At 47.7% G+C, this 14,619-nt stretch carries 16 protein-coding genes; 15 read left to right on the forward strand and 1 reads right to left on the reverse strand.

Annotated elements, in window-relative coordinates; all coding sequences use genetic code 11:
- The first annotated feature begins 106 nt into the window (after positions 1-106).
- The 5 genes from GA003_20125 to GA003_20145 all read left to right on the forward strand — a co-directional run bounded on the left by GA003_20125 (position 107) and on the right by GA003_20145 (position 5,496).
- Positions 107-2,605, forward strand: a complete 2,499-nt coding sequence (locus tag GA003_20125) for a glycogen/starch/alpha-glucan phosphorylase (GenBank protein ID QXD28274.1) — start codon at positions 107-109, stop codon at positions 2,603-2,605.
- 46 nt (positions 2,606-2,651) lie between these two features.
- On the forward strand, positions 2,652-3,461 hold the full coding sequence (locus GA003_20130; GenBank protein ID QXD28275.1) for a DUF3108 domain-containing protein: 810 nt from the start codon (positions 2,652-2,654) through the stop codon (positions 3,459-3,461).
- Between the two features lie 289 nt (positions 3,462-3,750).
- A complete protein-coding gene (locus tag GA003_20135) occupies positions 3,751-4,245 on the forward strand; it encodes a hypothetical protein (GenBank protein QXD28276.1) in 495 nt (164 codons plus the stop codon).
- Positions 4,246-4,269: 24 nt separating this feature from the next.
- The gene (locus GA003_20140; protein ID QXD28277.1) at positions 4,270-4,551 is read left to right on the forward strand and encodes a hypothetical protein; all 282 of its coding nucleotides are present in this window, start codon (positions 4,270-4,272) and stop codon (positions 4,549-4,551) included.
- Between the two features lie 66 nt (positions 4,552-4,617).
- Complete coding sequence (locus GA003_20145) at positions 4,618-5,496, forward strand: response regulator (GenBank protein ID QXD28278.1); 879 nt, start codon at positions 4,618-4,620, stop codon at positions 5,494-5,496.
- Here the strand turns inward: GA003_20145 and GA003_20150 are convergent.
- On the reverse strand, positions 5,493-6,482 hold the full coding sequence (locus GA003_20150) for a metallophosphoesterase (GenBank protein QXD28279.1): 990 nt from the start codon (positions 6,480-6,482) through the stop codon (positions 5,493-5,495). The two genes, GA003_20145 and GA003_20150, sit on opposite strands and share 4 nt — an antisense overlap.
- 106 nt (positions 6,483-6,588) lie before the next feature.
- Here GA003_20150 and ribB point away from each other — a divergent pair, with 106 nt between their 5' ends.
- From ribB to GA003_20200, 10 genes are all read left to right on the forward strand, one after another.
- Positions 6,589-7,680 carry a 3,4-dihydroxy-2-butanone-4-phosphate synthase gene (gene ribB / locus GA003_20155; GenBank protein ID QXD28280.1) on the forward strand — a complete coding sequence of 364 codons (1,092 nt, stop codon included), beginning with the start codon at positions 6,589-6,591 and terminating at the stop codon, positions 7,678-7,680.
- Between the two features lie 22 nt (positions 7,681-7,702).
- Entirely contained in the window at positions 7,703-8,194 is a 492-nt protein-coding gene (gene ribH / locus GA003_20160) for a 6,7-dimethyl-8-ribityllumazine synthase (GenBank protein ID QXD28281.1), read from the forward strand.
- Positions 8,178-8,621, forward strand: coding sequence for a transcription antitermination factor NusB (gene nusB, locus GA003_20165; GenBank protein ID QXD28282.1), 444 nt, complete (start codon positions 8,178-8,180; stop codon positions 8,619-8,621). Before ribH ends, nusB begins: the two co-directional genes overlap by 17 nt.
- Before the next feature lie 14 nt (positions 8,622-8,635).
- Positions 8,636-9,568, forward strand: coding sequence for a signal recognition particle-docking protein FtsY (ftsY, locus tag GA003_20170; GenBank protein QXD28283.1), 933 nt, complete (start codon positions 8,636-8,638; stop codon positions 9,566-9,568).
- Complete coding sequence (gene aroB / locus GA003_20175) at positions 9,565-10,665, forward strand: 3-dehydroquinate synthase (GenBank protein ID QXD28284.1); 1,101 nt, start codon at positions 9,565-9,567, stop codon at positions 10,663-10,665. Before ftsY ends, aroB begins: the two co-directional genes overlap by 4 nt.
- Positions 10,666-10,739: 74 nt before the next feature.
- Positions 10,740-11,354, forward strand: a complete 615-nt coding sequence (locus GA003_20180; protein ID QXD28285.1) for a hypothetical protein — start codon at positions 10,740-10,742, stop codon at positions 11,352-11,354.
- 10 nt (positions 11,355-11,364) lie between these two features.
- Positions 11,365-12,324 carry a 4-hydroxythreonine-4-phosphate dehydrogenase PdxA gene (locus GA003_20185; GenBank protein QXD28286.1) on the forward strand — a complete coding sequence of 320 codons (960 nt, stop codon included), beginning with the start codon at positions 11,365-11,367 and terminating at the stop codon, positions 12,322-12,324.
- 44 nt (positions 12,325-12,368) lie between these two features.
- Positions 12,369-12,734 (forward strand): iron-sulfur cluster assembly accessory protein, encoded by a 366-nt coding sequence (locus GA003_20190; GenBank protein QXD28287.1) that lies wholly within the window; start codon positions 12,369-12,371, stop codon positions 12,732-12,734.
- Positions 12,735-12,950: 216 nt separating this feature from the next.
- On the forward strand, positions 12,951-13,562 hold the full coding sequence (gene infC, locus GA003_20195) for a translation initiation factor IF-3 (protein ID QXD28288.1): 612 nt from the start codon (positions 12,951-12,953) through the stop codon (positions 13,560-13,562).
- A gap of 22 nt (positions 13,563-13,584) precedes the next feature.
- Positions 13,585-14,619, forward strand: coding sequence for an N-acetylmuramoyl-L-alanine amidase (locus GA003_20200; protein QXD28289.1), 1,035 nt, complete (start codon positions 13,585-13,587; stop codon positions 14,617-14,619).

The raw sequence follows: 14,619 nt of genomic DNA on the forward strand, positions 1-14,619 counted from the left end.
CGTCATCGTGATCCGCCTCCTTATTAAAACCCTCTCTACAAAAGGAGATTGAGCCCCGAATCTCACAACTAATGAGAATCGAAAAGACTAACCAGCAACTACGACTATGAGTGTTAGCTCCTCTAAAAAGGCCACAAAGGGCACCAACGGATTCCACTTTAATACTGAGGATTCAGTGGAGGGAATGAAAACCTCCATCCTGAACCATCTTAAATTCACGCTTGCCCGAGATCTGGGAAGTGCAGGTGCTCGAGACTATTGGGTGTCGACCTGTATGGCCGTTCGGGACCGCATCCTGGAGCGCATGATTGCGACGCAGGAAAAGCACTATGAGGAAGACGCGCGCCGCGTGTATTACCTTTCTCTGGAGTACTTGATGGGGAGATTGCTGAATAACAATCTATTCAACACCGGTCTCGAAGATGAGGCACGCAAGGCTCTGAGTGACCTTGGCTATAACCTGGACGAGATCCGCGAAGAAGAACCTGACATGGGTCTTGGCAATGGTGGCCTCGGCCGACTGGCCGCTTGTTTCCTCGATTCACTAGCCAGCCTTGATTATCCAGCAATCGGTTACGGGATACACTATGAGTATGGCCTATTCCGGCAGGAGTTTGTTAATGGCCACCAAGTGGAGCATCCGGACAACTGGTTGCAGTTTGCCAATCCATGGGAGGTCGTCCGGCCTGAGTACTCAATGGAAGTGCGTCTTTACGGGCAGGTAGAAACACAATTCGATTCTTTTGGGAACCCACATCAGGAATGGATCAACCCTCAAGTGATGATCGGTGTGCCCTATGACATTCCTATCTGTGGCTATGGTGCTGGAACAGTAAACTTTCTCAGATTGTGGGCATCCAAGTCTTCAGAAGAATTCGATTTGGATACCTTTAATCAGGGTGGTTATGTCGAAGCGGTTCAGGATAAGGCAGTCAGCGAAACCATATCCAAGGTTCTTTATCCAAACGACTCCTCTGAAAGTGGAAAAGAGCTACGTCTTGTTCAGCAGTATTTCTTTGTTTGCTGCTCTCTCCAGGATATTATTCGCCGGTATAAACTAAGCCATTCTGGCTGGGATGAATTCAGTGACAAAGCTGCAATTCAATTGAATGATACTCACCCGGCTCTCGCCATCGTAGAGCTTCTGCGCATCCTTTTGGATGAAGAGAAACTGGAGTGGGACAAGGCGCTCCATATCATTGTAAAAACATTCGGCTATACCAATCACACCTTGTTGCCTGAGGCCCTTGAAAAGTGGAGTGTACCTCTCCTGCAAAAAGTGCTGCCTCGCCACCTCCAACTGATCTACGAAATAAATCAGTGGTTTCTGGATACTCAGGTAGATGCCAAATGGCCCAACGACGATAAGATGAAGGCTGCCCTGTCTATCGTTGAAGAGGGAGATGTGCAGATGATTCGCATGGCTCACCTCTCCGTTGTTGGAAGCCATAGTACCAATGGTGTGGCTGCCTTGCATACTGATCTTCTCAAGAAAAACATACTGAAAAATTTCTTCGAGCTGTATCCCGACCGATTCAACAATAAGACCAATGGGATTACACCACGACGTTGGTTACTGGCTTGTAATCCAAAGCTTTCCAGCTTGATCGCTGAGAAAGTGGGCGATGATTGGCCGCTGGATCTCGACAAGTTGCAAAAGTTGCGACCCTTTGCTGACGATACTGAGTTTCAGCAGCGTTTCATGGAGATAAAACGGGAGAATAAAGTGGAGTTAGCCGCGATTATTCGACGCCTCTGCCACATCACTGTGAATCCGGATGCCATTTTTGATGTGCAAATCAAGCGCTTACATGAATACAAGCGACAGCATCTGAATTTGCTGCACATCCTCACGCTTTACTACCGTATCCTGCATGATCCTGATTATGATATGGTACCTCGAGTGTTTATCTTTGGAGCAAAAGCGGCACCCGGGTACTATCTGGCAAAGACCATCATTAAGGCCATCAACTCAGTAGGAGAGGTCATCAATAACGACCCTCGGGTTCGAGATCGGATCAAGGTAGTATTCCTCCCCAATTATGGTGTTTCTTTAAGTGAGAAAATTATTCCTGCTGCTGATTTGTCTGAACAGATTTCAACAGCAGGTAAGGAAGCATCCGGTACCGGCAATATGAAACTGGCTCTTAATGGCTCTTTGACCATCGGGACGCTCGACGGAGCTAATGTTGAGATTCTCGAAGAAGTTGGCGAGGATAACATCTTCATCTTTGGACTGACGGTGGAACAAGTCGAAGCACTGCGTGCCACTGGCTACAATCCTTACGACTATTACTATAGGAACGAGGAACTGCGTAACGTCGTTGACTGGCTCGGCAGTGATTCTTTCACCCCCAATGAACCGGGTGTATTGGCTTCTTTGAGACACAGCTTGTTGGACGGAGGAGATCCCTTTATGGTGATGGCCGACTACAAGTCCTATGTAGCTAAGCAAGAAGAAGTGGATGCTGCATATAGAAATCAGGAAAACTGGGCTCGTATGGCAATTATGAATACTGCTCGCGTAGGAAAATTTTCTTCAGATAGAACTATTCATCAGTATTCCAAAGAAGTTTGGAATCTTAACCCCGTAAAAGTGGATTGAGGATTCCCTACGGAACTCAACTCGCAAAGTAGAGTCGAAGCTACGTATGCCTTATAACAACACTCGATTAGTACTTCGTTACAGATACGATAAAGTTCGTATGCTGCCGTTGGTGCTGACGGTGTTGATGCTTCTACCAGGGTGGATTCTCGCTGAAGAGGAAACGGATCGTCCGTTCAATGTCGGCGATCATTTTAACTACGACATCAAGTGGGGCTTTCTTAAAGTAGGTGAAGCCGAGATGCTTGTAGAAGCGGTGGGTGACGACGAGTCCAGTGATCTTAAATTTATTCTACTCATCAGGACAACCTCATGGGCAGATACGTTTTATCGAGTCAGGAACCGTATCGAGAGTACCACCGATGCGACCGTCACCAAGTCTCTCCATTACTCCAAAAATCAGCTGGAAGGTGGAAGGAAACGGGAGATTGAGGTGACCTTTGATTGGGATAAGAATGAAGCCCAATATTCCAATTATGGTGAAAAGCTACCTCCCGTAGCGATCGACGAACTCAGTCATGATCCTTTCTCAGTACTTTTCGCCTACCGGTTGAAGGAATTCGTTCTTGGAGAACATATCAAAATACCTGTAACCGATGGTAAGAAAACCGTTGTCTCGGATATTAGGGTCATGGAGCGTGAAAAGGTAAAAGTGAAGGCTGGTCGCTTCGATTGCGTGCGTGTTAGGCCCGATATTAAGGACTTGGGTGGTGTGTTCAGTAAGAGTAAGGATTCGAGTATGGACCTATGGTTTTCCGACGATAATCATAAATTGATCGTTAAAATGTCGAGTTCGGTGAGCGTTGGAAGCTTTAAGGTTGAGTTGAGAGACTACGTTTTAGGGGATTCAGGCTAGAAATTTTATCTTATCTCTTTCTCCCTCTTCTACTTAATGACTTTTTCGGAGTTTCCGAGCCATCGTGGCTATGTTCTGAGTTGGTGAGGGAGGCTTTTCCCTAACCACTCTTCATCACGACTCCAACCATGTCCCTCGCAATCAATCAGGACAATCCTCAGTCCAGGCAAGGTAGCATTGTGGATAAAGCTGAACGCAGGTTGGTTGAGTTGCTGTTTCTAAATAGTGAGATCTCGCTCTATGCCATGATGGTAATTGGGGAGGATTCTGGTGGATACTTACTCGTTCGGTGCCCTACTTTTGGCCTAGCGTATGGGTGGTTGCAGTCTGCGGTCTTCAGCTTATCCGGGTTTTCCATATTCGCAGCTTCCTGAAGCTGTCAGATGAGCAACGCGGGGATTGTGTTTCACATGTAAAACAATTCTGGTTACTGGGTTCATTCAGTGCACTGACTTGGTCTTCGGCACTTTTGTTTTTCTACAATCCGGTCAATGAATCTTTCTTTATCGTTTATGCATTTGTAACAGCGGGCATTGCCTGTGTGGCCATTTCTTCCCTGGCATACGTCCCGAAGACGTATCCCATTTTCATTACCATCATTTTGCTGCCACTTTCCTGGTTTTTTTATTCCAAGGGTGGAATGGAAAATATATTTCTTGGAACCACCGTTATGGCTTTCATTGGTTTCGGAACCGCCTTATCGCACCGACTACGGGCCAACGTGACTCAATCCATTTCTCTCGAGCTGACCAACTTCGAGCTGGCTGAAACCTTGCAAAAGTAGAATACCAAAGCGGAAGAGCTAAACGTGGAACTGGTTAAAGAAATGGAGAAGCATGAAGAAACAGAACAAGAGCTTAAGGTTGCACTTGGAGAAGTTGAAGCTGCCAGTAAGGCGAAGTCGGATTTTCTCGCTATTGTGAGCCGTGAGATTCGGACATCCATGAATGGTATTCTAGGGATGCTCGATTTGGTGACGGATTCTGAGCTAGACAAAATGCAGAGGGATTACCTGGATACAGCAAATCGCTCTGCTGAAACCTTACTTCGTCTACTCAACGATTTGTTGGATTTTTCAAAAAGCAACTAAGGAGGCCTGAAACTTGAGAGGACCGCTTTTCTATTTAAAGAGACTGTGGAGGAAATCGCTTCTCTTATGGCAGGTCGTGCCAAGAAGAAGGGATTAAAATTTTCATTCTCTTGGGATGACACTGCACCTGATTGGGTATCAGGAGATCCAATACGCTTTCGCCAGATCATTGGAAATTTACTTGGCAATGCCGTGAAATTCACTGAGGAGGGCGAGGTCTCCGTTGCTCTGACCCACCTGGTTAGGGAAGACGAACTTATCCGCTACCATTTTGAGATAATGGACACGGGTATTGGAATCGATCCGGAGGCTATGGATACACTTTTTGAGCCGTTTACTCAGGCGGACTTGTCTATGACCCGAAAGTACGGTGGAACAGTTCTGGGCCTTGGAATCTCCAAAGAATTGATCGAATTGATGGGAGGTGGCATTGATGTATCGAGTGAGTTGCAGGGTGGCTCAAAATTCTCTTTCAACATTGTATTGGGTGAACCAGGTGCATTCGAAATTGAGCGCAAAATAGCTCGAGCAGATGAGCTGCGAGGCCAAGACCATTTTCATGGTAGGGTCTTATTGGTAGAAGACGATGCGGTTAACCAACGTGTGATCCGTCTGCTTCTTGAGCGGCTAGGACTAGAAGTTCAAATCGCTGAGAATGGGCAGATTGGCTTTGACTACGCTGTTCAGAATAATTGGGACCTCATTTTTATGGATTGCCAGATGCCTGTACTCGATGGCGTCTCAGCCACACGGAAGATTCGTGCCTATGAAAAACAGCACGGCTTATCTCACACCGCCATTGTGGCGCTTACCGCCAACGCTAAAGATTCTGATCGAATTCTATGCAAAGAGTCTGGAATGGACGATTTTCTGGCCAAGCCCGTTCGAAGGTCTGAGCTTTCAGGTGTGCTTGAGACATGGCTTCAAGAGCCTATTCGTGTTTAGTGGGCATCGGAATCCCCGTGTCTCAGGACGTGCACTGTAATTTCAGGCGGACAGAAAAACCGAAGCGGTAGCCTGCAACCACCCGTTCCCCTCGAGGTGTAGCCCTTGAGGTCGCCGTATTTCCAATTACCAGCCAGCATGTAGCTAGGGCAATCGCCATTATGCATCACCACAATTCCGCCAGGTAAACAAATTTGTCCACCATGAGTATGGCCGGCTAGAACCAGGTCGTATCCCAATTGCAGAGCTTGTTGATGTGTTTCTGGTGCGTGGGAGAGTAGTATGCTAAATGCATCCTCAGGAACCGTGCCCCTTAATTTGTCGAAGTCATCTCCTTCGTAGAAATGAGGATCATCAATTCCGTAGATGTATATCTGCTTCCCGTTTTTTTCATAAGTAACGGTTTCGTTTAACAAGATGGGCAGTCCCAAACTTTCAAGTGGTGGAACCAGCTCGATGGGATCATGGTTCCCCAATATGCCGTAAACAGGTTCCTTTAATGCTCCACACACCCGGTGCATGTATTCGAGGCAATCGCTTATGCAGCCTTTCGTATCGTCCCGGTAATCACCCGTAATTAAAGCGAGGTCGTAATCCAAATCTTGAATGATGCTTGCAATGACAGAGGTAAGGGCCGGATCCAGATCGAGATGTAGGTCAGAGATCTGCAGTATTCTTAACCCATCCAGCTCAGGAGGAAGAGATGAAAAAGATATCTCATTTGTGACCAGCTGGACGTCCATGAATTTACGATAGCCGCGCTGATAGATCCCGAGAGCTTGGCATATAAAGCGAACCGACTCGAAAAAGAAGGGGATGCGGTCAGGATTGAACGGATTCTTACTTTGGAATACCTGTTTACTCTCTTGGAGTGCTTGCTTCTCTAACCTGAGGCTTAGAGCTTCTTTTCCAATACGGCGAACCAGCTCATCGGGGAGCTCTTGAGGGATTCTCGATTCAGGCTGCGTCGCATCTGCTCTCTGCATAGCAGATTTCTGTTATGAGAGGGCTTTTTCGGGATAACAACTTCTAAATGTTTATACTGGCCATGTGTGATTTTTAGTGAAGAGTCTGGTCCTCATTTTTTAACGTATGTCTGATACATTACAGGATGCCTTCGACCCAGTAGAGGACGCCATTGCTGCCATTGCGGCGGGACAGATCGTCATTGTGACCGATGATGAGAATCGCGAAAACGAAGGGGATTTGATATTTGCTGCTGAGAAAGCTACGCCGGAGTTGGTCAACATGATGATCCGCTACTGCAGCGGTGTTGTCTGTGTACCTTGCACAGAGCCTCAGTTACGGCGATTGGGGATCAATCCAATGGTGCCATATAATCGCGAATCTTATAGAACTGACTATACCGTATCTGTAGATGCGGCAGAAGGCATTACCACAGGTATCAGTGCATTCGATCGGGCCGAGACGATTCGTTTATTGGGATGTAGCGAGAGTACTCCTGATAGCTTTGTACAGCCTGGCCATTTGTTCCCGTTACGGTCTCGTCCGGGCGGGGTGCTTGAGCGAAGCGGTCATACGGAAGCCGCCGTAGATTTGGCTCAGTTGGCTGGTCTTTTCCCGGCTGGAGTCCTTTGCGAAGTAGTCAACGAGGATGGCACTATGGCCCGTCTTCCAGATCTGCTAGAATTCAAAAAGCGGTTCAACATGCCGCTCATCTCCATTGCCTCCCTCATTGAGTATCGGCACAAACGAGATCAACTGGTTGAAAGGATCGCTCAAAGACCTTTCAAATCAGAGTTTGGTGAGTTTGAGCTGATCGTCTATAAGAGCCGGGTGGATGGCCGCAATCATATGGCATTTGTTAAGGGCGAAGTTTCAGCTGAGCCGACCTTGGTCCGCGTGCAGAGTGAAAACTTGCTCGAAGATGTTTTTCGCTCATCCGAAGGTGACGGATTCGAGAATCTCGCTGCGTCTTTCAAGCGCCTGGCCGAGGAAGAAAATGGAGTCATTTTGTACATGGAACGACCGAACGGTGGACTTGAGCTCAAAGAAGGAAACGTTGAGTCTTCGGACATGGACTTCCGTGATTATGGTATCGGTGCCCAAATCTTGGTGGCTCTCGGACTGAAAGAGATTCGTTTGTTATCAAGCACTCGCCGCAAAGTGGTTGGCCTGGAGGGTTACAACCTTGAAATTGTCGAGCAAGTTCCCTTGAACTAGACTTTATTCCCCTAACTTAAGCATGAGTACTTATAAACCTGAATATGAGCCGTTCGATGGCAGCCCGTTTTCCTTTGGAATCGTCTGTTCTCGCTTCAATCCTGAAGCGGTGGAAGCCCTGCTCGAGAACACCCTCAAAGTGCTTCGCGACTCGGGTGTTAAAGAAGAGAATTTGAAGGTCATGCGGGTTCCTGGATCCAATGAAGTTCCATGGGGTGTGCAAATTCTGGCAGGGAGCGGTGAGTTCGATTGTTGTATTGGACTGGGCGTATTACTGCGTGGAGGAACCGTTCATTTTGAAGTGGTCGCACAAAGTGCTTCCGACGCCCTGCAGATGACATCGCTCAACGAGATGATTCCTGTTATCAATGGTATCGTAGTTGCGGATACAGAGGAACAGGCTCTTGAACGTACCCAGGGAGAGATTAATCGTGGTTTGGAATTTGGGGAAGCCGCCCTCCAGATGGCGAAATTAAAACGTGCATGCCTGACATTCGATGAGCAAGACACCTAGACGACGACAAAACCGGGTGGCTGCTCTGCAGTTTCTTTATGCCTGCAGCTTAAATCCACCCGACGATTTACCAGGACAACTCAACCTGTTCTTTAGCGGGAAGGACAAGGATCGTGAGTATTTTGCATTTGCTGAGGAGTTGATCCATGGCGTGCTGGAAAATTTGGATGATGTGGACTCTGAGATCCGCAATTATGCTGAGAACTGGGACTTTGAACGGATTGCCAAAATGGATCTGTCCATTCTTCGTTTGGCCATATTCGAGCTGTTAAAACGATTGGATATCCCCCCCATCGTTTCTATCAACGAAGCTATCGATTTGAGTAAACAATTTTCAGGACCCGATTCCAAGCGGTTCATCAACGGTATTTTAGATAAGATGAAAGGGCAGATTCAACGCCCGCTGCGTGAAGCTACAGAACTGTAGAAACATTCGTTTTCATGTTTGGACTGTTTAAGAAATTCAAATCGGGTTTTGCCCGCACGACTCAATCGTTATTCGGAGCAGTCGGAGGGATTTTCGGCGGCCGCAATTTATCTGCCGAATCGATCGAAGCCCTGGAGGAAGCCCTTTACGGTGCCGACTTTGGAGTCGAGACGACTGAGGAGATCATTGAGGAAATCCAAGCCTCTTTCAAAGCCGAAAAAGAACTTCGTGGATTGGATGCTGCCGAGATCGGCGCCAATGTTCTACGACGAGTGCTAAAGGGTGCTGAAGGACAATATCCAGAAGATGCTCCGAACCCGGAAGTGGTAATGCTGCTCGGAGTCAATGGATCTGGTAAAACGACCACCACCGCGAAGCTCGGTAATTTGTATAAGAACGACGGGCGCTCGGTTTTACTCGCTGCCTGTGACACGTTTCGCGCTGCTGCCAATGAGCAGATCAAAACCTGGTCGGATCGGCTGGATATTGATTTGATCGCCAGTAAGCATGGAGCTGATGCTGCGGCCGTTGCATTTGATGCCTATCAAGCCGCCAAGAGCCGGAACCATAATCTGGTAATAATTGATACCGCGGGTCGCCTGCACAACAAGAGTCACCTCATGGGTGAGCTTGAGAAGATCATTCGTGTTCTGCAAAAGAATGATGAAGCCGCGCCGCACCACCGTTGGCTGGTGGTGGATGGAAGCTTGGGATCCAATTCTATTGAACAAGCTCGCACCTTTCACAAAGCGATTAATTTGACAGGACTCATCATCACCAAGCTCGATGGAACGAGTCGTGGAGGTGCCCTGGTAGGCATTTACCGTGAATTGAAGATCCCTATCTACTTTGTGGGACTGGGTGAACAACCGGATGATCTACAGCCATTCACCATTGATAATTATGTCTCTGCCGTTTTTGGTTTAGAAGAAGAAACACCTGCATGAGTTGGTACGAAACATCAGTAGAGGTAGACTTAGGGGAACGAAGCTATCCAATATGGATAGGGCGTGAGGTTGAAGCAGGTGTGCTTGAGACTGCTTCCAAGCTTATCAGCGAAAATCGCAAATGTGCCTTTATCCTGGATGCTGGATTCGCCACTCAACAGGCTGGTTTCGTTTCTAAATTGGAAGCCTTAGGTCCTGTGCTGAAACTCCCTGCAGGCGAAACAACCAAGAGCCTCCAAGAATTGGGCACCATCTTTGATTTTTTGGCTGCCAATACCTTTGACCGGAGCAGCTGTATCTTTGCTGTAGGAGGCGGAGTCATCGGAGATCTAGGTGGATTCGGGGCAGCCAGTTATCTTCGAGGAATAGATTTTTATCAGGTACCAACGACCTTGCTCTCGATGGTCGATAGCTCAGTGGGCGGAAAGACGGGTATCAATATTTCCGCGGGCAAGAATTTAGTGGGAGCTTTTTGGCAACCTCAGGGCGTCTTTTCGAGTACTGGATTTTTAACTACGCTTCCTGAACGGGATTTCAATTCAGGTATGGCTGAAGTGATCAAGCATGGCATGCTCAATGATCGCGCACTGTTTGAACAACTAGAGAGCCTGGATGTATTGCACGCAGAGCATGCGGAACTCCCAGGTATTATAAGACGTAACTGCGAGATCAAGGCAGCTGTGGTAAATGCTGACGAGAAGGAGCAAGCTTCCTCAGGAGGTCGTGCTTTGCTCAATCTTGGGCATACATTTGGCCATGCGGTTGAGAATGTCGCTGGCTATGGTGAATACATGCATGGTGAAGCGATTGGCCTCGGCTTGGTCATGGCAGCGGAGTTGTCTCTGCGGCTTGGAAATATTTCTGAAGGCGATGTGAAGCGCGTAACGGCCTTGGTGGGGCGCTATTCATTGCCTACCCGGTGCGTGGAGCCCATGTCAGTAGCTGCTTTAATGGATGCCATGCGACGAGATAAGAAAGTGCATCGAGGCACCTTGCGCTTCGTGGGGATGAAATCTATTGGTCAAGCATACACGATTCCTGAAGTAGCCCCGGATATGGTCAGCGAGATCCTCCTTAAGTATGGAGCGGTCGAGTAGGGGAATTTTCCCTACGCAGAAGTCCCTGTTTTTGTGTTGGCCAACTTTGTGAATCCCCAATTACCCTGCTTTTCATGTCCTCTGTAGATGAGAGTATCGTCCGCGAGTATTTCGAACAGAATGGCTTTCTGGTTCGTCAACTGCGCAAGTATCAGGTTCAGTCTCGAAAAAAGACTACAGATGAAGAAGTGGATCTATTGGTGTTCAACCCCTCCTACATTCCGAATACGCGAAAGGCAGACTTTATGCTTTTTTCCAGCGAACTTAAATATATTCACAAGGCCGTAGTGGTGGTGAAGGGTTGGCACACGCTGAAATTTACGCCTGCGATGCTCAAGAGTAGCCCGGAGATCTTTCGATTTCTCGAAAAGACCGTCGTTAAGAAGGTGAGTGATCTATTCATCGATAAATCTAAAAAGAACAAACAAGATCAGGAAATCGAAGACGATATGATGAAAATATTGGTGTTGCCTGGCCTTCCCACGGAGAACCCCTATCGAGAACAGAGTATCCAACTGCTTCAAGAAAAGGGCGTTGATGGGATCATTTCGTTTCGTTCCATGCTGTTGGATATTCTAGCCAAAGTGGAAGTGAACCGAAATTACCAGAAATCGGACATCTTGCAGACCCTTCGGATATTAAAAAATTACGAACTGCTAGGTAACCCCCAGCTGGAATTGTTTAAGTAAGGACTTTCTAATGACTGAACAAAGCTCTCATCCGTTGCTCCCGCTTGCCATTACCAGTGGTGACCCTGCGGGAGTAGGTCCCGAGGTGATCTTGGATTGGGCAAGTACTTACGAAGGAGCTCGGGATGAATTTTTCTTTTTTGGACCTGAATCCTGGATAGTCGAATTGCGAGACCTTGGATACACCGGTCGTGGTCTTGGGTTCGCTGATTTTGAATCAACACCGGGCCAGCCTGACAAGGGCGGGAGTATGATTGCGCGCGATGCGCTAATGAATGCGGCTCTGGGTGCAGTACAGGGAAAGTTTTCTGGGGCTGTTACCGGTCCAGTGAGCAAGGAACATTTGCAAGCTACCGGATTTGAACATCCAGGGCAGACCGAATATTTCTCGGAGCAGTGGGGAGGTTTCCCATCGATGTCCTTTGTTGGGAAAGAACTTAAAGTAGTGTTAGCTACCTGGCACGTCTCTCTTCACGATATGTTTCATGAGCTAAGTCCTGTGAACCTGATTCGTGCAGTTACTCAGGCCGACTATCTCGCTAGAGCCTATGGCGTGGAGTCTCCCAGAATAGGCGTTTGTGGCCTTAACCCGCATGCGGGTGAAAATGGATTGTTGGGTAATGAAGAAGCGGAGTGGATTGACCCCATGCTCGAAGATTTGCGCGATAAATTCCCAGGAGTATCAAATGCACAACCTGCTGACACCGTGTTCTGGCGAGCTCGGCAAGGGGATTTCGATGTGGTCGTAGCGCTCTATCACGACCAGGGTTTGATTCCGGTAAAGACCCTGGAATTTGACCAGGCGGTGAACCTAACGCTTGGGTTGCCTTACGTGAGGACGAGCCCTGATCACGGGACTGGCTATGGTATTGCCGGAAAAGGTATCGCAAGTTCGTCGAGTTTTGCTCATGCCGTGCAAGTCGCTCAGAAACTTGTAAAGTTCCGTGCTTCGGATGTGAAAGTGTCCTAATCCACTTGATTATCCGGAAAATTGCTTACAATGCTGCTATCACAATGATTGATACGCTTCCAGAAGGTGTGCGGCTTGGTAATGATCGCTTGATCCAGCTTACCGAATCGTCTGCTGAGAAAATCAATGCACTTCTGTCCAATGAGTCGGAAAGCACGATACTTCGCGTGAAGATATCAGGCGGAGGCTGCAATGGGCTCAGTTACAAATTGAAATTTGTATCTGCATTCAAGCGAGGTGACATCGTGGTTGAGTCTTTTGGGGCTCAGGTAGTTGTAGATTCAAAAAGTGCCCTTTACTTGAGAGGAACCTCCCTGGACTATTCCCACGCTTTGGTGGCCGGTGGATTCAAATTTGAAAACCCTAATGCCACTTCAAGCTGTTCTTGTGGTGAAAGTTTCAGCGTCTAGACTCTTTCTGAATGCGCTTGCAAAGCCTGTTTTATACGTGCTTGAATCCGCGACCTTAATCACTAATTGATTAAGCTAAAATCAAGATGGTAACAATAGTCGTAAACAAAACCGCCCGAAACAGCTGATGGCTGTGGCGTTTAATATGTCTGTTTGCGTTCGAGATTCAGAGGTTGTTTCCAACTACTTGCTTAATTTAACCAAGGCTTACTGTTAATGCCAAGAAGAGGCCCCCGACCTAGAAGGAACTTTGTTCCTAGAATTCGTAAGAACGAAAAAATCCGTGCTCGTGAGATTCGGGTTATCGGTCCCGATGCCAAACAAATTGGTGTCATGAGCCCTGCTGATGCACTTGCCATCGCAAAGAGAGTTGGCCTCGATTTGGTGGAAATTTCACCGAAGGCACGCCCACCTGTTTGTCGTATCCTGGATTTCGGAAAGTACCAGTACGAGCAATCCAAGAAGGAAAAGGAGAACAAACAAAAGAAAAGCTCTTCCGGAAAGGTGAAAGAAGTTAAATTTCGTGTTCGCATCGAAAACCACGATTTCATGTTCAAGGTCAAGCATGCCGAGGAATTCCTGGGTAAGGGAAACAAGGTGAAGCTTACGCTTATGTTCCGTGGTCGTGAGATGGAGCATAAGGATTTAGGCTTTGAGACCGTTAATCGCGCGGTTAAGGAACTTGAGCACATCGGACACCGTGACTCGGAACCCCGCCTTTCTGGCCGGATTATCAGTACTATGTTATCTCCTTTGCCCGAAAAGGATCGCGTGTATAAGTTTAATCAGCCGCACGACCAAGAATCGGAACCGGAAGAAGTCAGCTGATTTCTGTCTAAAAAGTCCCCCCATGAACGCAGCCAATCGGAAGTCATGCGGATTAACGGCCTTTATATCCGTTGCTTGTTTTTTTGTTTGGCTCGCTCCGACTACATTTGCTGACCCTCCTCCGACGCGTGCAGATGTTACGCTAGTTGGGACTGCCTATATCGATCTGGGTAAAATTGCTGGGCAGCTGGGTATGAAACTCAATGTTTCGAAAAACGTGGAAGAAGGAGTACTCTCGAGCCGGTGGACACGTGTCCGTTTCAAGAAGGATAGCCGGTTGATGCTGCTCAACAACTATAAGGTCTACCTGGGATATGCGGTGGCCTATCATCGCGGCAGACTATACTTGTCTGCCCACGATTTCGACAAAGCCCTCAAGCCTTTGCTGACCCCACAAGTCTTTACGAGCGTACCTAGGTTAAAAACGATTGTCATCGATCCGGGGCATGGCGGTAAAAACCCGGGTGCGATCAATAAGAACCTGGGTATGATCGAAAAGGAACTGACTCTTGACCTGGCACAGCGCTTGAAGTCGGTTCTCGAATCCCGTGGTTACAGGGTTTTTCTTACGCGAAATAAGGACCAGACAGTCGAGAATGGGAACAGGCCCATGATCGCCAATCGCTACAAAGCAGATCTATTTGTTTGTCTGCATTTTAATTCCGTAGGCTCACGCTCGGTAAAAGGAATCGAGACCTATACCTTTACGCCACAAAATCAGCCCTCGACGGCTCGCAGTCGTTTGGTGGATGAAGATCGCAAAGCATTTCCCACCAATCGTTATGACCCGTGGAGTACGCTTTCTTCATTTTATGTTCAGCGGCAGCTCATCAAAACCATGGGGGGAGTAGATCGAGGGATCAAAAAGGCACGCTTTTCGATGATGCTCGATTTGCAGTGTCCGGGATTTCTAGTTGAAGGCGGTTTCTTCAGTCATTACGAAGAAGCCAGGAAAATTAAAACCATTAATCACCGGATTCGTTTAGCAGAAGCTATTGCGGACGGAATCGGGACCTACCATAAGACGCTTCAACTAATCTCGAACCCGGACGCTTAA

The organism is Opitutia bacterium ISCC 52, from assembly GCA_014529675.2.
Taxonomy (GTDB): Bacteria; Verrucomicrobiota; Verrucomicrobiia; order Opitutales; family UBA2995; genus UBA2995.